The organism is Microcystis sp. LE19-41.2A (genome assembly GCF_027530405.1).
In the GTDB taxonomy this organism is placed as follows: domain Bacteria; phylum Cyanobacteriota; class Cyanobacteriia; order Cyanobacteriales; family Microcystaceae; genus Microcystis; species Microcystis aeruginosa.
Map to the genome: position 1 here is coordinate 1 of NZ_JAPZQJ010000140.1, position 18,304 is coordinate 18,304.

At 44.1% G+C, this 18,304-nt stretch carries 13 protein-coding genes and 1 pseudogene; 5 read left to right on the top strand and 9 right to left on the bottom strand.

Annotated elements, in window-relative coordinates:
- Positions 1-155: 155 nt before the first annotated feature.
- Both O9290_RS05990 and O9290_RS05995 read right to left on the bottom strand, forming a co-directional pair.
- Positions 156-716: a Uma2 family endonuclease gene (locus O9290_RS05990; protein ID WP_288054660.1), complete on the bottom strand. Its 561-nt coding sequence runs from the start codon at positions 714-716 to the stop codon at positions 156-158.
- Between the two features lie 26 nt (positions 717-742).
- A complete protein-coding gene (locus tag O9290_RS05995; RefSeq protein WP_288054662.1) occupies positions 743-1,333 on the bottom strand; it encodes a Uma2 family endonuclease in 591 nt (196 codons plus the stop codon).
- Between the two features lie 456 nt (positions 1,334-1,789).
- Here O9290_RS05995 and O9290_RS06000 point away from each other — a divergent pair, with 456 nt between their 5' ends.
- The 4 genes from O9290_RS06000 (at position 1,790) to O9290_RS06015 (ending at position 7,465) form a co-directional block, all read left to right on the top strand.
- Positions 1,790-3,709, top strand: a complete 1,920-nt coding sequence (locus O9290_RS06000; protein ID WP_288054664.1) for a long-chain fatty acid--CoA ligase — start codon at positions 1,790-1,792, stop codon at positions 3,707-3,709.
- Between the two features lie 61 nt (positions 3,710-3,770).
- A complete protein-coding gene (locus O9290_RS06005; protein ID WP_002756613.1) occupies positions 3,771-4,220 on the top strand; it encodes a YlqD family protein in 450 nt (149 codons plus the stop codon).
- 246 nt (positions 4,221-4,466) lie between these two features.
- Positions 4,467-5,831, top strand: a complete 1,365-nt coding sequence (locus O9290_RS06010; protein ID WP_288054665.1) for a DUF3370 domain-containing protein — start codon at positions 4,467-4,469, stop codon at positions 5,829-5,831.
- 692 nt (positions 5,832-6,523) lie between these two features.
- A complete protein-coding gene (locus tag O9290_RS06015; RefSeq protein WP_002756617.1) occupies positions 6,524-7,465 on the top strand; it encodes a hypothetical protein in 942 nt (313 codons plus the stop codon).
- Positions 7,466-7,632: 167 nt separating this feature from the next.
- Here O9290_RS06015 and O9290_RS06020 read toward each other — a convergent pair.
- The 6 genes and pseudogenes from O9290_RS06020 to queA all read right to left on the bottom strand — a co-directional run.
- Positions 7,633-7,731: pseudogene (locus O9290_RS06020) on the bottom strand (IS982 family transposase); the annotation flags it as partial.
- Between the two features lie 140 nt (positions 7,732-7,871).
- The gene (locus O9290_RS06025; RefSeq protein ID WP_288086816.1) at positions 7,872-9,440 is read right to left on the bottom strand and encodes a TIGR04222 domain-containing membrane protein; all 1,569 of its coding nucleotides are present in this window, start codon (positions 9,438-9,440) and stop codon (positions 7,872-7,874) included.
- An 846-nt stretch (positions 9,441-10,286) separates the two neighbouring features.
- Complete coding sequence (locus O9290_RS06030) at positions 10,287-12,017, bottom strand: Rqc2 family fibronectin-binding protein (protein ID WP_002756619.1); 1,731 nt, start codon at positions 12,015-12,017, stop codon at positions 10,287-10,289.
- A gap of 169 nt (positions 12,018-12,186) precedes the next feature.
- A complete protein-coding gene (gene gcvT / locus O9290_RS06035) occupies positions 12,187-13,293 on the bottom strand; it encodes a glycine cleavage system aminomethyltransferase GcvT (RefSeq protein ID WP_288059926.1) in 1,107 nt (368 codons plus the stop codon).
- A 239-nt stretch (positions 13,294-13,532) separates the two neighbouring features.
- Positions 13,533-15,221 carry a serine protease gene (locus tag O9290_RS06040; RefSeq protein WP_002756621.1) on the bottom strand — a complete coding sequence of 563 codons (1,689 nt, stop codon included), beginning with the start codon at positions 15,219-15,221 and terminating at the stop codon, positions 13,533-13,535.
- Between the two features lie 163 nt (positions 15,222-15,384).
- The gene (gene queA, locus O9290_RS06045) at positions 15,385-16,482 is read right to left on the bottom strand and encodes a tRNA preQ1(34) S-adenosylmethionine ribosyltransferase-isomerase QueA (RefSeq protein ID WP_288059929.1); all 1,098 of its coding nucleotides are present in this window, start codon (positions 16,480-16,482) and stop codon (positions 15,385-15,387) included.
- Between the two features lie 160 nt (positions 16,483-16,642).
- Between queA and O9290_RS06050 the strand changes: the two genes are divergently transcribed.
- Complete coding sequence (locus O9290_RS06050; RefSeq protein WP_002733765.1) at positions 16,643-17,032, top strand: hypothetical protein; 390 nt, start codon at positions 16,643-16,645, stop codon at positions 17,030-17,032.
- Between the two features lie 3 nt (positions 17,033-17,035).
- Here O9290_RS06050 and O9290_RS06055 read toward each other — a convergent pair whose 3' ends face one another.
- A complete protein-coding gene (locus tag O9290_RS06055; protein ID WP_288059924.1) occupies positions 17,036-18,088 on the bottom strand; it encodes an LOG family protein in 1,053 nt (350 codons plus the stop codon).
- Positions 18,089-18,304 lie beyond the last annotated feature (216 nt).

Consider the following 18,304-nt stretch of genomic DNA (forward strand, 5'->3'; position numbering starts at 1 on the left):
GGGCGGCTCCCCAGAACAGTCTCAGCCTGGAAGTTGGTCACTAGCTAGACACTACCTAACAGCCACAGGCGATAGGCTGAGAGGCCAGAGATGCTGTCGTGGCTTTCATCTTACCTCTCAGCGGTTTTTGAGATGTTGCAATTATTTTTCATTCCCTATAGGGTAACATCCTCGTATAAATCCCGAAAAGATGCCGTCAGATTAATACTCTGTAAACTAAAACTTTCTTGCTGATAGGTTTGCAGAATCCATAAACCCTGTTCACCCCGTCGAAAAGTTTCCACTCGTTGGTGTTTACTATTCACTAAGACATATTCCTCTAAACTTTCTAGAGTTTGATAATCATTAAATTTATCCCCCCTGTCAAAAGCTTCTGTAGAATCGGAGAGAACTTCGATAATCAATTTAGGGAAACTTTTATAGGTAGCAGTTTCCCTATCTCTGTCATCGCAGGTGACAATAATATCAGGATAATAAAAGTGATTACGTTTCTCTAATCTGACTTTCACATCGGCAAAATAAACCCGACAATTGGCACCCCGCAAATGATTACGAATGATAAAAGTGAAATTGAGTCCGATAATATTATGAGTATCACTCGTCCCTGCCATGGCGTAAATTTGCCCATCGATATACTCGTGTTTAATGGGACTTTTTTCTTCAAACTGAAGATATTCTTCTGGGGTGAGATTATTATAGTTAGATAAAGCAATCATGGGTTTAATCGTTGAAGGAGATTTTCTTAAGGACTTTCGGGAGTATCATTAACCGTTTCTAGGGTGACATCCTCGTATAAATCCCGAAAAGATGCCGTCAGATTAATACTCTGCAAACTAAAACTTTCTTGCTGATAGGTTTGCAGAATCCATAAACCCTGTTCACCCCGTCGAAAAGTTTCCACTCGTTGGTGTTTACTATTGACTAAGACATATTCCTCTAAACTTTCTAGAGTTTGATAATCATTAAATTTATCCCCCCTGTCAAAAGCTTCTGTAGAATCGGAGAGAACTTCGATAATCAGTTTAGGAAAACTTTTGTAGGTAGAGGTTTCTCTATCTCTGTCATCGCAGGTGACAATAATATCAGGATAATAAAAGTGATTGCGCTTCTCTAATCTGACTTTCACATCGGCAAAATAAACCCGACAATCGGAACCCCGCAAATGATTACGAATAATTGTGTATATATTCCCCGAAACAATATTATGAGTATCCGTCGTCCCTGCCATGGCGTAAACTTGTCCATCGATATATTCATGTTTAATGAGACTGGTTTCTTCAAACTGAAGATATTCTTCTGGAGTGAGATTATTATAGTTAGATAAAGCAATCATCGTTTTTTCTCCTAATCACAACTTTATTAAGTACCTAAGCAGGTAGGTGTTAAAAATTGTCGGCACCCCCCTTATTAAGGGGTAGGGTTGATTCATAGTAGGGTTGATTTATAGTAGGGTTGATTCATGAATCAACCCTACTAGGGGTGGGGGGGATCAGAGGCAAAATCTATCTTCTACTTAATTAGAACCACTTACCTAGGCAAAATTAATTATACATCTAAGCTGTCAGCCTTTTCCGTAATCAGTAAGCAGTATTAAGTAACAGTAACATTCCCTGATTACTGTTCACTGTTCACCGATAACCGAAAAGTCTCCCCTCTCCCAGTCTCGACTAGGAAATTAACTTTGCAGGACTAGATACCTGTTCAAATACTGTCTAGGAGAACCAGCAAAAAGAGCCTAGAATGGTTAATCTATATGCTATTACCCTTGTAACTCTCTATAACTACTGTTATGACAACCCTAATTGACTATTCAAATATTCAATCTTTACCCGAAGTTTGGTCAATAGTGGCCCAGCGTTTCCCCGATATTATCGCCCTGCACGATCCCCACAGTAAACCGGAAGTAATTATCACCTATCGGGAACTTTATCAACAAATTCAGCAATTTGCCGCCGCTTTACAAGCATTAGGAGTCACAGAAACCGAAAATGTCGCTTTATTTGCCGATAATAGTCCCCGGTGGTTTATTGCCGACCAAGGTTCCATGGCAGCCGGGGCAGCCAACGCGGTACGATCTGCTCAAGCAGATGCAGAGGAATTAGCCTATATTTTGGCCGATAGTGACAGTCAGACGCTGATTGTCGAAAATAACAAAACTTTAGGGAAATTGCTGGCGAAAATCCCTGAATTGCCCCTAAAATTAATCGTGCTGCTCACCGACGAAGACCCCGCTACTGGGGCGATTTCCGTGCAGACCTTAAATTTCAAGCAACTAATGGCGATCGGGGCTGAGAACACCCTTAAACCCATCACCAAGAGCGAAAATGATCTGGCTACCCTCATCTACACATCGGGAACGACGGGACAACCAAAAGGGGTGATGTTAAGTCACGGTAATCTGCTGCATCAGGTACGCAACTTAAATGCTATCTTTCAACCGGATCCCGGCGATCGAGTTTTAAGTATACTACCTTCATGGCATTCCTACGAGCGCAGTTGTGAGTATTTCAGTCTAGCTCAGGGTTGCACCCAGATTTATACCAGTATTCGCACTTTTAAGCAGGATTTAAAGCAATTTAGTCCGCAATTAATGGTGGGAGTTCCCCGTCTTTGGGAATCCCTTTACGAAGGTATCCAAAAACAATTTAGCGAACAACCGGCCACAAAACAGAAATTAGTGCGATTTTTGCTAGAAAAGTCGGAAAAGTACGTTATTGCTAAACGTATCGCCGATAATCTCAGTCTAGATCACCTTCACGCTTCCGGGATCGAAAGACTAAAAGCAAGAATTCAATCCCTCTTACTCTATCCCCTCCATGCCATCGGTGATAAGCTAGTTTATGGCAAAATTCGCCAAGCAGTGGGAAATAAAGTTAAAATCTTGGTAAGTGGCGGTGGTTCCTTAGCCAGACATCTAGATACTTTCTATGAGATTGCGGGAATCCCGATTTTAGTTGGTTATGGACTGACAGAAACTTCTCCCGTCGCTACCGTCCGTCGTATCGATCATAACCTGCGCGGGTCTGCCGGTCGTCCCGTCTTTCAGACAGAAATCTGTATTGTCGATTTACACAGCAAAGAAGTCTTACCGACAGAAAAACACGGTTTAGTCTTGATTCGCGGTCCGCAGGTGATGCAGGGATACTATAAAAAACCCGAAGCAACCGAAAAAGCGATTTCTCCCGATGGTTGGTTTGATAGCGGTGATATTGGTTGGTTAACCGCTGCCGGGGATTTAGTCTTAACCGGACGGGCCAAAGATACAATTGTTTTGAGCAATGGTGAAAATATCGAACCGCAACCGATTGAAGATGCTTGTTTACGCAGTCCCTTTATCTCCCAAATTATGCTAGTGGGACAGGATCAAAAAGCTTTGGGGGCTTTGATCGTGCCTAATCTTGATATACTGGCCAATTGGGCGCAAGAACAGAAAATATCCTTAAATTTACCCGATCTTCACAGCGATCGCTCAACGATTCTTTCTAGCGATCTCTACAGCAAAAAAGTCTTAGCTCTCTACCAACAAGAATTAAAGCGCGAGGTAAGAAATCGGCCCAGTTATCGTACCGATGACCAGATTAAAACCTTTGAGTTAATTTTAGAGCCTTTTTCCCAAGAAAACGGCATGATGACCCAAACTTTAAAGATTAAACGACCGGTAGTAACGCAACGCTATCGCGATATGATTAACGAGATGTTTGCCAAGTAAATATTTCCGGCAAATATTCCCTAACCCCTTGACAAAAAGACCTTTTTAGGATAAGCAAATCATGGATGACGCACAAACCAGTTTATTACTGAAGCGCCCGGTGACAATTAAAGTCATCGTGACTCCGCGCTGGAAAGAAGAAGCACAACAGCAATTACAAGCACAAATGGCTCAAATTGACGCACAAATTCAACAATTAGAAACCCAAGGCCAAAGAGCGATCGCCGAAATTCAGCGTCAGAGCCTGATCCCCTTACCCCCCGCGGCTGCCCAACAGATTGACAATATTCAAATCCAAGTCAATCAACAGAAAAGTGAGTTTCTCGAACAAAAAAACCAGTATCTGCAACAATTGCAACAGGTACAACTCTTGGAACTCAATCAAGAAGTCGCCCAAGCACAACTAGAAAGCTTTTTCCGGGTCGAAAAAGGCGATAACTTAGTAGCCAAAATGAATGTGGAACTCGTCCTTAGAGATGGCATAGTCGAAGAAATTCGCGGCGAAATTTAAAGCTAGGGTGAGCAGCTCCCGTCACTGTCAACGTAACGGTTAAAATCGGCAATAGCAAGGGGTATTCTCCCTTGCTAACCCATAAAACCGCCCCTAGCTCACATCACCCCTGACATGACTTGATCAGGCCTGAAAAATATATTAAGATTCTTTATCGATCGCCCGGACACCCTCGCCTATATTGTTGTATAACTTCATATCTCCATCGACTCACCCTTAATTAGATCCTATAAATATAGAATCTCTATGCTTTCTTTCTTACCCACTATTCTTTTAGCTCAGTCCGCCTCGGTCTTGCCCCAGATAGAGAGGAAATTAATCACCCAATATCAGGAAGTGCGTCAGTTACCCGGTCAACTGAATGATGTGCTGGTTTTTAATAGCAATAGTCCCGAAATCGTAGAAAAAGAGGGAATTCTCCTCTCTACTTTCCCCGGCAAAGGAAAACGTTTTCCCATAGCCCATCTCAATCATCCCCTACAAGGACGTTTTGACGTTTTCACCCACCACATCGCCCGTCAAACCGATCCCAATCGCGACTTACACCAGGGCCTGATCGTTACTAATCCCACCTCCAGAAACCTGGTTATCCGCATCCTGCAAGGAGTCAGTTACGTTACCTCCGCCGATGCCCCTTTTGTCGATTTACCCTCTCTGGTGGAAGATCCCAACGGCCGAGTTTTTTCCGGTCCCGGTTCCCGTTTAGCCAGCGATATCATGCGTCGTCGCCATGATACCCAATTTCCCGCCCAGATCGTCATTCCCCCAGGCCAAAGTCGGATGCTATTCGATCTGGTTATCCCCAGAAGTAGCGCCCGCTCGACCCTCCTACGTCTCTACAGCGATGGACCGGTCTATATGGCCAATTTAGCCCTCTACGAAGTTCCCCAAAAAGTCAAAATCGAAGATCGGGAAATAGAAACCTTTCGTCCCCCTACCCTAGAGGAATGGCGTACCCTATTAGTTAGAGGTGATTTAGCCGCTCCTCGCGATTTTCCCCCCACTCCCCCCGATCAATGGTTCCCTGGAAGAAGAAATTTTTATGGTCGCGTGGCCGGAATTTCTGTCGGTTCGGAATGGGCAACCCGCATTGTCGATCCCAAAGGGGGAATTAATCTCACCATTCCTCAACCCGGTCAAGCTTTTGCCTATCCTTTAAGTACGGTGACAGCAGCTACTTTCGGAACCAGACAAATTCAAAGCGCTCCCATGTTAGTGCGTTATCCCGATACGGCTTTCAAAGCTCACGGTAACTACGGTGTTCACTACTATCTGACTTTACCTCTATATAACAATAGCAGCAAAACCCAGGTGGTGGCTTTGAGTATTCAAACCCCAATTAAAGAAGACAATTATCTCGATCGCTTGCTATTTGTTGAACCCGTCCAGGGACCGGTATTTTTCCGGGGTGCAGTGCGCGTTACCTATCGTAACGCCCTGGGACGCACCGAGGAACGTTTTTTCCATCTCGTTCAACGGGAAGGACAACAGGGAGAAGCTTTAGTACAGGTGGAACTTCCCCCCGGAGCCAGACGCGACATTAATCTCGATTTTCTCTATCCCCCCGATGCCACACCCCCCCAAGTTTTGAGCGTTAAAACTTTGGAATAGTTAGGGGTTGGCTGAATAAATCTGAAAACCTTGTTGGATAAGACTTTTAGACTTTTTTTCCCTCAAAAAGTGCCAGCCATTGCGGGGATCGGGAGTAAAATTCTGGGACTTTTTCCCTGAAAATTAGGTAACTGACTACCTCAAACTCGGTAAAACCCCACACCCCACACCCCACACCCTGCCCCCACCCAAAAGCTTTTTGCCGCAAACCCTAGATAGTTTTTCTCGAAAAGTTAACGGCTGATTGTCGGGAAGAATAAGTAAGATACACTGATATTAATCTCTCTCTGGGAATTAAGTAGGTAGGCGTTAAAAATTATCAGATGCCCCCCTTATTAAGGGGGGATTAAGGTAGGGTTGATTCATGGTAGGGTTGATTCATGAATCAAACCTACTAGGGGGTAGGGTAGGGCTGATTCATTCTCTGAATCTAATTCTTTTTTTGCTACCTTTAATCGCTTATGCGGTAAGCAAAGCACGACGTTTTTAGAAATTTTCAGATATTTATTCCGAGAAATCGACTAAAAACGTTGCCAGATAAAGATTTGAGAGAATGACATTTGAGAGAATGAAACGACCCTAGGGATTAAGGGCGGATCCCCCCGCCTATCGGCACCCCCCTTATCAAGGGGGGCAGGGGGGATCGAACCTAAAATCCATTTTTAATTTAATTATAACCAGCTACTTAGCCGATGAATATTAGCAAAACTTGCTTTATTTGCTGCTTATTATCTCAATTTTTTGGCAATGCAGCCGCGAGTTTAGCCGTGACTAAACTCGATTTTGATGCCGGTCAACCCCTAACAAATCAAGTGGTTAGATCGGGGAAAATTAAGGTACAAGTTAGCTATCAACCCATCGACCTAAACGAGAGAGTTGATGACAATTCTGATATTAATAATGTTTCTTATCAAATCTTTTATAACGAGCAACTTTATCAGCAAAATAGCGAGTATAGTGCCTTTGGCTCTGGCTATGTCGAATTAATAGATTTAGATAATAATGGCATCGATGAGATTATCGTCTCCACCTATAGCGGCGGCGCTCATTGCTGCACATCTTTGGTAATTTATACTTGGCAAAAAGATAAATTTATTAGAGAAGAAACGGGTTTTTTAGATGGTAGTGGTGGTTCCTTTGAAGATTTAGATGGAGATAATAATTATGAATTTGTCACCGTTGATAATGCTTTTTTGTATGCTTTTAGTTCCTACGCCGCCTCTTTTCCTCCCTCGAGAATTTATACTTTTCAACAGGGTAAATTAGCGGATGTCACCAGAAAATATCCCCAAGAATTAAGAAAAACTTTAGCAGCAATGTTGAAAGCTTTTCAGTTAGCTAAAAAAGAAAAAGCCGAAGTTAATGGCATTTTGGCCGGTTATGTGGCACAGAAAATTCTCCTGGGAGAATACGAAGAAGCTTGGCAATTTCTCCTCGCTAATTACGATAAAAACTCCGATTGGGGTCTCGATATCCACGGCCAAAGTATAGCGCTCGGCAAATATCCAGACTTTCCCGCTGCCCTGAGCGCTTTTCTCCTGAAAAATGGCTACTTAGGGTCTGCTGAAAAAGTTTGTTGGTGGGGGCAGGGTGTGGGGTGTGGGGTGTGGGGTGTAGGGTTTTCCCGATTTTGAGGTAGTCAGTTACCTAAAATTCAGGGAAAAAGTCCCTGAATTTTACCCGCGATCACTCCAATGGTCAGCACTTTTTGAGGGGAAAAAAGTCTAAAAACCTTATCCAACAATGTTTTTAGATTTATTCCAGCAAACCCTAAGTAGAGGCGATAAAATTCCCTGTTCCAGGAGGGTTTTTTCGGCTGGTGGCAGTAAGCAATCAAACCAGAGAGGAGATTAAGGCAGAAATTAACAGAGCTACCGTGGCGGGAATGTTCAACGGAAGTTTCCCTTTGACAAAAAGCGACAACCTCTGCTGTGGCAGAATCTGTATGGGGGAACTTCCGCTAAAAACAGACAAATTTAACGGAGTTCGCGGTTCGGCATCACGCTTCGATCGAGCGGCTGTTAATAGCCTTGAACTCAATCAACCTCCACCACCACAACCACCACCACCACAACCACCACAACCACCACAACCGCCACTGCCGCCGCCATCACTGCCGCTACTGCCGCCACAACCGCCGCTGCCGCCATCACTGCCGCCACTGCCGCCATCACTGCCGCCACTGCCGCCACCACTGCCGCTACTAGCAGCGGCTATGGGAGTCAGCATTTGATACAAGTCTGCTAAAGCCATATCCGCCATCAGAACTGTTGCTCCAAACAACGCCACCGCAAGTACAAGTTCAGAATCGCTGCTATTGGCTGTTTTTAAAGGTTGTAAGCGATTTGTTAAATCATTAAAAATGATCTCTCCATAACGGCTGCGCTGACGCTGTGGTTTGACAAAAAACCTTGCTCCCAAAACTAGAAGCCCAAATATACAGATGAGAAGTAAACCAACTGGCTTATCGCGAGAAATTCCCACAGCCATTTTGCACAAGCCTATTCCTAGAAGAATAACCACAATCAATGATGGATAAATTTGGGCTTTGAATGCTTGGGCATCGCTCAGAAACAAACCAAGCTGTTCTAGGCGGGAACGAATGCTATCTTTCATTACTTTAGACTTCTGGAAAACCTGTTCAATTGCCCCATCAGTGGCCAAAATATCTTGGGCGACCGCCTTTTCTACAGGATCGGCAATAGCATCGATCTTTCCTGTCACCACCAGTTTGCTTTGTGTTCTTCCAAATGGTGATTTTTCCTTTAATACCTCCACATAGCCTTGTTTTACCAAACTGGCGATTGCGGCCATAATCAGGCGATCATTGCCCCCCGCCAAGAAAGCTATCTCGTAAGTATTTAAATCAGGTTGCTGCTTTGTATTAGCGCTAACTAGGCACAGTGAAAAACGTAGCCAGGCTGCCAAAGCGATTCCCATCACTACTAGGGAAATATAGAAGGTTAAAAATTCCGGACCTGTAAAATTCATTGGGTTAGGAATTTGGGAGATTATCTGACAGCTAGTTATCATCAGTGAAAGGAAGACTAAAAAGGTAAAGATGCCTATTTTTCGCAGTTGTGGTTTGAAGGAGACTGTGAAATTAGGTTTTGACAAAACCCAGCTTTGTTGAGTGTTGATCCGGATAAAATGCAAATCTCGCCCGAATCGGTCTTTGGGTTTAGGCCAAATATCTATTGGCGGAATATGTCCAAAAAACTGTTCGTAACTTTCTAGCGTCTTGCTATACCAACTGCCAAATTTTAATTGCTCGGATGAACCCCCACGAGTCGGCTCGTGATGTAATGTGGTTTGCAAAATTTTGGGACAGAACTCTTGCCAGTACAATCGCGTATAGGTCAGATGTAAATGCCAAACTTGATCGATTTGGTCGGATGGCGTGACCGGATGTTCTGCTGCAACGGCTAGAAATATAAACTTTTTGTATTCCTCGATCGCTCTCTGAGTATAGCCTAAGGACCAGCCGTTATCTTTTGCTAATCGTTGGCTGAAAGATAATTGACTATCTGGCCGATCCAAGGCAAATGCCTGAATTCTTTTGTATAGCTCTGTCTGTTGAAAGTTCATCGTCCCTAATGGGCTATCCATAAACTGGGCCTCCCGAAAAAAACTGTTTCTAGTCGTTTATTTAGGCCGAAGAGGCTTAACTGTGCGTGAAGTTTAAATTTCTTTACCGAAAAATTGGGTTTAAAGCCTCGCCCTTTGAGGGCGACTTTATAGGATGTATGATATTAAGAATAGGGGGCCGGGTAAGCAACCGCTTAAAAAACCCAGTCATCAACCGATGAACGCACCTTGAAAACTAGAGTTATGGGGTTCTATAGGGGAATGCTCCTATAGGTAAAAATTCTCAGCACCAAGTACCAAAGAAACCAATGATTTTAGAGGTTTTGAACTGTATCGTAGGGGCCCCCGAAAACAGGCTTCTGTAAGGTCGCGAAAGTCTGGGGAGAGAACCACCTCTGGGTTGGATTTCGCCAGGAATCTAATTCAAGTGGACTCGTTGAGCCAGAAATTCACAGCAGTGATGCTAGAAGAATCCACGTCGTAAACGGCGTGGGGTATGTCAAAAAAAGCTGGATGCCAACTATCCCTCTTTCATCCCAAAGATAGAGCAAATATTCTCAACAATCAAACTCAGTCAACTGGGCAATAAGTCTCGGAAACCCAAAAGAAAGTTGAGGAAAGTGACAGAAGCGGTTAGGTGAGGATAAAATACCAGTGGTCGCTTTAATATCACCTGAATAGTCGGTTTTTTGTGTCTTTCCCGAGACTATCGGCTGCTACCACTGGTTTGCTGTTGTTTGTTGTTGTAATCCGAGGAAATATAGTTCTTGCGTTCCCAAGCGCCTGAACTGCATTTGTCTCTCTAGTAACAATTGTAACAGACAATACCCATTTTGTGTAAAAAAAAGTAAACAATTTGGTAAAAAATTATTTTTTGCGGTAATCTTCAACCCTCTGAGGACAGCCCCAGATTACCGTTTCCTGTTTGTAAACCACCATACCGGGCTTGGCGCCCTTGGGTTTATAGACGTATTTGGGACGGGTATAGACGACGGGAACCTGTTCACTATGGCGAGCGCGGCTATAATAAGCGGCGTAATCGGCGGCAAATTGCAGATCGGCGGCTTCTGGAACTGTACCGGGGGTTAAACGGAGTAAAACGTGACTACCAGCGATTTCTTGACTATGAAACCAGATATCGTAATCGCTGGCGCTACGAAAAGTTAGCCGATCATTTTGACGGTTATTTCTGCCAATCCATAATTCTACTCCAGAGGGAGTAATAAAGCGCATGGGTTCAGATTCTTTGTTATTCGTCCGATTACGCTGGTAATTGCTTTCTAGATACTTTTGTTGGATTAATTCTTCTTGTATCTCGTCTAATGCCTGTAAATCTTCGCTGCTGCTATAATTTTCTAGTTGACTTAAACTCGATCGCACTTGTTCGAGATAATTAATTTCACTGACCACTTCCTCTAATAAAGGTTCCACCGCTAACCGCGCCCTTTTTAATTTCTGATGTTGTTTATAAAAATATTGGGCATTCTGCACGGGATTTCTTTCGGGATCGAGAGGAATAATTACAGGTGTTCCTGTCTGGAAATCCGCCAAACTAATGCTAGTCATTCCCTGCTGTATTTGCTGCAGATTTGCCATTAATAAATCCCCTTGCTCTTTATAGCGATCAGCATGAGCAGATTCTGCTAGTCTTCTTTGAAATCCTGCGGCTTTGGTTTGCAGTTTAGTCAGTAAAGAGGTGATTTTTTGGCTTAATTTTTGCTGTAGTTGTCGAAAACTTTCTTGATTAATTTGGTCGCTATAATAACGGTTTAATAATTCTTGGACATTTTTAGCCGCCGCCAGCATCTCCCCACCGATAACTGTATAACCTTCGCTTGTCCATCCCGGTTGAAAGGTTTTATTTTCGAGCATTTTTAACCATTCTTGCCAGGCCGAAAAGAGCTTTTCCCAATCATTAGTATCTAACTGATCCGTGTTTAATTTCGGGTTAATTTTGGCTTTTTGCAACAGCGATCGAGCGATGACCGGACTAACACCACGATAGGTACTAACTAACTGTTTTTCGATAGTTTTAGGGATTAAACTAACTCTGGCTTGCCAACTGCTCAAGGATTCTTCTAAACTGGGATTTGTTGCCAATAAAACGGGGGGTAGTTGATAGATTTGTCCCGTTTGTACGGTGCGAACACTAGACTGGGTGGCATTGACTTGATGGGCAACGGTGACAATTTGATTGTCAGCCGCAGTTAAAATAACATTGCTATATTTGCCCATAATTTCTATATACAAATGCCCCAGGGCCGGATCATCGGGACGTTGGGCAAATTGTAGATCGATGACTCTTTCCCACGGGGCAACAAATGCTAATTTTGTCAGGGCAAAACCATTGAGTTGATGACGCAATTGATCGCTGAAAGTGAAGGTATCTGGGACTTTTGGCGGTGGATCACCAATATGCAGCCGCGCCCCTTGGGGATGCCAAGAAATAATTAACCATCCCTTGCGATCGAAGGTTCGTAAATGGAGGGCGATCGTTTGGCGATCAATTTGATACACTTGTTCTAGTCTTGCGGGCAGCCAAGTGGCGGCAATTTCGGCACAAGTGGCGCTGAGGGTGGTAAAGTCTACGGATTGCATTTTCAGGATTCAGCTGTAGGGTGGGTTAGGCGACGGTAACTGCTACAGTTTAGTATTGATTTTGTGTTCGCCGTAACCCACCAAATTATTGCTCCTTTTTTCTTGGTGCGTTACGCTGCGCTAACGCACCCTACTGGATTGACACTGGTGGGTGCGTTACTAACGCACCCTACTTTTTACTTTTATAAAAGGGTTTTTTAACGACGGTAGCGGGGTAGGTAGTGCCGCGGATTTCTACTTCGATCGCCTGTCCGATCGAGGCGAAAGGTGTGGGAAGATAGGCTAAAGCGATCGCTGTGTTTAAAGTTGGTGATAAAGTGCCACTGGTGACTTTACCCACCACTTCCCCAGCGAATACTACCGGATAATCGTGACGGGCGATATGTTTGCCAGACATCTGCAATCCCACCAAGCTCCGATTCACACCATTAAGTTTTTGGTCTTCAAGGACATTGCGACCGATAAAATCGCCTTTTTCTGGCAGATGAACCAACCAATTTAAGCCTGCCTCTAGGGGACTCGTGCTATCGTCGATATCCTGTCCATAAAGGGCTAAAGCTGCCTCTAAACGCAGGGTATCCCGCGCTCCTAAACCGCAGGGAGTCACCCCTAAATTTAAGAATTCCGTCCAAAGTCGCTGCCCGATTTCAGGAGCGGCCATAATTTCAAAACCATCTTCTCCCGTGTAACCGGTCCTAGCGATAAAAACTTTTTCCCCGAAAAGCTGGCTTTCCCAGTGATTAAATAGGCCAAAATCGCTTAATTTTTCCCCGACCAAGGGCTGTAAAATTGTGGCCGCCTTGGGTCCTTGCAGGGCAATTAAGACCCTTTCTCGCGATAAATCCTTTAATTTGACCCCCGAACCCTCTAAATTGCCTAAAATCCATTCTCGATCTTTATCGGTGGTTGAGGCATTAACAATTAATACGCCTTGGCTTTCGCTTTGGTAGTAAAAGATAATATCATCGATTATGCCACCGTCCGGGTTAAGTAAAACGCTATATTGTGCTTTTCCTGCCCTTAAACGGGCTAAATTAGAGGGAACTAGGGTTTGGAGAGATTGAACCAGATTATCTCCAGTTAAGATAAATTTGCCCATGTGGGAAATGTCAAACATCCCGACACCATTGCGGACAGCATTATGTTCGATTTTTAGGCCGCTAAACTGTATCGGCATCTCCCAACCCGCAAAAGGGGTAAATTTGCTGGTTTGTTGGGCAATTAGGTCATATAAAGGGGGACGAATAGCGGGGGAAGTTGCTTCTTGGTTAGCCACGGTGATCTCGATCGACTGGTTTTCTGCCTAGACTAGCATAGCAGTTATCAGGAGACAGGAGACTCCGAGACAGGAGACTCCGAGACAGGAGACAGGAGATTATTTTTATTTATACTTCCCACACCCCACACCCCACACCCCACACCCCACACCCCACACCCTACACCCTACACCCTACACCCCACACCCCGCTTCCCCACCTCCCCACACCCCACTTCCCCACTTCCCCGCTTCCCAATTCATAATTCCCACTCCCTTAACCTTTCTCGCACCCTGTCAATGGGAATTGCGAAACCGCAGCCCAATTTAACGGCATTTTCTAGGGGTTTAGGAGTGGAGGGATCATCACAAAATAAACTCGCTTGGGAAATCACTCCCACCACTTGATTTTTATCGTTTAAAACTGGACTTCCCGACTGTCCAGAAACGACAAACATGGACAAACTTAAGGATTTTTGGTTATTATCATTAACAGTGCCTTTGCTGACAGTCCAATCTTTTTGATTAAAAGGATTACCGATCGAGATTACTGGTTGATTAGCGGCAATTGGTAGGGGCGCTAAAGCTAAAGGTTTTAAATCTGGGGGGGGATTTTTTACCTCTAATACTGCTAAATCGAGCCAGTCGTTAGGGGGGGTAGTGTGGAGAATTTTAGCTTTTGAACGCTTGGGAATTTTTCCCTGGGGTGGTTGGCTATAATACTCGACAAAAATGCGCGCCCCTGCATCGATTTCTTGACGGTAATTCGTAACCACATGGCGGTTAGTCACGATCCAAGCTGTATCTTGATCTCGTTTTAATAACCAACCAGTGCCGATACCATTGTTATTTTTGCCACGAATGACAATTTTAACAATTGAGCGTTTTAAATTCACCAGAGGATCACTCTTAACACTGGGAATTATCTCTGGCATTTTTAATAATTCGGGATTGTCGTGAATCAATCGCCCCCGTTGAATTTCCTCTAAAATAAATCTAACTTCTGATAAATTGGGATCAATTTCTACGGCCTGCCGACACCAATTTAGACCCTCATCGATCTGACCGTTGTTGATATAGATATAACAGAGATTTTCGTAAATATTAGCATTCTTGGGACTAATTTGGCGCGCCTGTTGAAAAACTGCCATGGCTTCCCCTAGTTTTCCCTGTTCCGCTAAAGCTTTACCTAAATAATTATAAATATCCCCATCTTTAGGGGCGTAAATTAAAGCCTGTCGATATATTTGCTCTGCTTCCTCCCATTTTCCCTGTTTTGCTAGGGTTTCTCCTAATTTTTTGTAGGTTTCACCCTGATTAGGTATCAATTCTAGAGCTTGCTGATAGGCATAACTGGCCTCTGGCCAGAGTTGCTGTTCACTGTAGGCCTTTCCCAGATAAAAATAGGCTTTTCCCTGAGTAGGATCGAGAAAAACCGCTGCTTGCAGAGCTTTCGCCGCCTCATCCCAACGTTGTGAACTATAGAGGGCTTTTCCTAGCTGAAATTGCGCTTTAAAAGTTGGTTTAATGATAATTGCTTTTTGGTAAGCATCGATCGCCTCTGACCATTTTTCCTCCTGCGCGAAGATATCCCCCAAAGCCACTAAATAATTACTTTGGGAGGGTTCCATCGGTGGTTTATTATTAACGATAAAGCCACGATTATATGCTTGTAAGGCTTCAGAATAGCGTTTTTGACTTTGCAAGACCTGAGCGATTTTTATATGGGCTTGGACTGAATTTTCGTGAAAAGATAAAACTGTTCGGTAAGCAGACAGAGCCGATTCCTTCTCCCCCGCGGCCAAAAGTCGATCGCCTTGCCAGAGATAGGCCAAGGCAATAAGATAAAAAATAGCAAAGGGAGCGGCGACGATGAACGCAATAATTAAAAATATTTGCAGGGGTTTGCTAGAATAGCGGCGACCAATTTTAATATCTTTTCTTTTCATTTCTTGGTTAGGATAGACAACAGGCTAGAGGTGGTTCGATAATCGACCTAGACCAATTTAGATGCGCGGGCCGCTTACACATATTTTTCCCCTTTCCTGTTGCCCTTTCCGCAGTTCTGCTCCTCCTTCTTTCTAGGGTGTGGATGTAATTTTGCCCAACTACTTACCGATTACTGCTGCAAGCGCTGGGTAGGATTAACATAGCGTCACCGAAGGAATAGAAACGGAAACGTTCTTGGATAGCTGCTTGATACAATGCCAGTAGTCTTTCCCGTCCGACTAAGGCACTGACTAACATCATCAAACTGGACTTGGGTAGGTGAAAATTAGTGATCATGCCGTCGATAACCCGCCATTGATAACCCGGATAGACAAATAAATTGGTTTTTCCCTGAAAAGCGGTTAATTTATCGCTCTTAGTTTCTTTAATTGCCCCTTCCAAGGCGCGAGCTACCGTGGTTCCTACGGCGATAACCCGGCCACCTCTAGCCTTTGTTTGGGCGATTTTTTCGGCAGTTTCGGCGGAAATCTGCAAAAATTCTTGGTGCATTAGGTGTTCTGTAATATTTTCCACTTCCACGGGACGAAAGGTTCCCACTCCCACATGAAGGGTGATATAGGCGGTATCTATACCCTTCTGGGCGAGCTTATGGAATAATTCGGGAGTAAAATGTAATCCGGCCGTGGGAGCGGCCACAGAACCCTGTTTATAACCGTAAACTGTTTGATAACGGTCTTCTTCCGCCTCTGATTCGGTGACGTAGGGGGGGAATGGAATATGACCGTACTCCTCCAACATATCCCAAAAACTGCGTCCGGGATGACGTTGAAATTCTAGCAGACGACCACTGGTGTTTAGATCTCGATCGATTACTTTCGCTAACCATAATTTTGCTTGGTCTTCCGTTCGCCCTGTTTTCGGATAAAAAAGGACTTCTGAACCGACTTTAAAGCGTTTTCCAGGTTTCACTAGGGATAACCAACGATAGTTATCTTGTTCTTCCAATAGTAATATTTCTATGGGTGCGCCGGTGGTTTTACGTCCAAATAAACGGGCCGGAATCACGCGGGTATCGTTGAGAACCAACAAATCCCCCGGCTCTAACCAAGTGGGTAAATCCCGAAAAATAGCCAAATTATGACTATTAGGAGAATCTAACACCAAAAGACGGGAACTGTCTCGGGGGTCTGCGGGATTTTGGGCAATTAACTCCGGAGGAAGGTGATAATCGTAGCTGGAGAGTGATTGGTCAGGGATCATCGTCGTTATCATCATAAAGATCTTCGCAAAAGTTGGGTAATTCTACCCAGGCGAACTTCACTAAATCGGGGATTTCTCCCCTTGGTATCTGGAACGGTTTATCGTCAGACTAGAGATATAACACTAATCGTGACTATTAGCCAACATCCCAGCGGCCACTATGGACTATCTCTATTTTCTTGCTAACGCTAGTCTAACGCTACGAGTCACCGAATACCTGCGATCGATGACTCATCTACCCTCCTCCGTCATGACGGTTATCCATCAGATTAACGGTTGGGTGGTCAAGGTCAAGTTTAATCAAATGCTTACTCCTTGCCAACACGGGGATTTTCGCGCCTACATGAATGAGTTAGGGATTCCCTATCAACCGGAAATGCGTCTCCAGATGGTTTTTTGGAGTTTGGAAACGGGACAATCTCCTATTGATGTCATGCGTCGTTACCAAGTGGCGATCGTGTCCCATGGTACCCCGGATCAGCAAGATATAGAGGCTTTTCGGCAACAATTTACTAAGGGTTTAGGATACTGTCCGGAAACTCTAGCCTAGGGTTTATTTTCTTTCGGGATGCTCTTCGAGGGTCACTACAGGACTTAAATCGTTGATGTGATCAATTAACTGATACAAGCGTCCGTAACTCTTGCCGTTAAAGTAAAAAACTAGACGAGGTAAATGGTGGCTGGAATCCCGATTCTCTCGTTCTAGAATTTGACTAGGTTCGATTTTACCCTTAACTACGATATCGCCGAAGTTTTGGTTAATTTGTTCGATCTGTTCCCCGCTTAGTTCGTGATTAAGACGAATAACAAAGGATTCTCCCACAAAACGGCTGGAGTGATACACCCGATAAAAGTGGCGAATTGTTTGACAAGCGTGGTCTAGATCGTTGGTAATTGTATAAAAATTCCGATCTTCGGCGGATATCAGTCCTCTTTTTTGCAGATTTTCACTAATTTGTTCTTGCCAAGTTTGCCAGTAATCCCCATCAGGCTCATCAATTAATACTAGGGGTGCAGGTCCGTATTTACCGGTTTGACAGAGGGTAAGGGTTTCAAAGGCCTCATCTTGGGTGCCGAAACCACCGGGGAATAAAGCTACTGCGTCACTTTCCCGCAGAAAAAATAGTTTTCTGGTAAAGAAATATTTAAAATCGATTAATTTGGCATCATTTATGATATGGGGATTAGCCCCCTGTTCAAAGGGTAGCTGAATATTTAATCCGAAGGAATTTTCCCGTCCAGCACCTTCATTCCCTGCTTGCATGATGCCACCCCCAGCGCCGGTTAACACCATAAAACCGTATTGACTGATACGACGTGCGAACTCTACTGCGAGACGGTATTCACTGCTGTCGGGTTTGATGCGTGCCGAGCCAAAAATGGTAAGTTTACGAATGTGACGGTAGGGGTAAAATACCTGAAATCCCTTTTCTAGATCTTCGATCGCATAGGTTAAAATTTTCCAATCGAGGCGATCGATTTCCTCCCCGGCAATTCTGACTATTGCTTCCAGAGCTCTTTGAATCCATTTACCATCTTTCAAGTGGGGTAAATGTTGCACCAATTTCAGCAAGTCTTCGGTTAATTGAGAATAGGAATTTTCCATTGGTGGGTTGGGTTTTGGGTTTTAGGGTGTTGGGGTTTTAGGTTTTTAGGGTTTTAGGGTGTTGGGGAAGATATTTGGTTCTTCGTTACTTGGTATGGTTCGATAGGGGGGCATAAATCGACTAAATCCTTATCTGGCAAGAGACTTAATTGATTAGTTCGCTCTAGAGCAAAAACAATTGACAAAAATCGCTAAATGCCTTTCTCTATAAGGGTT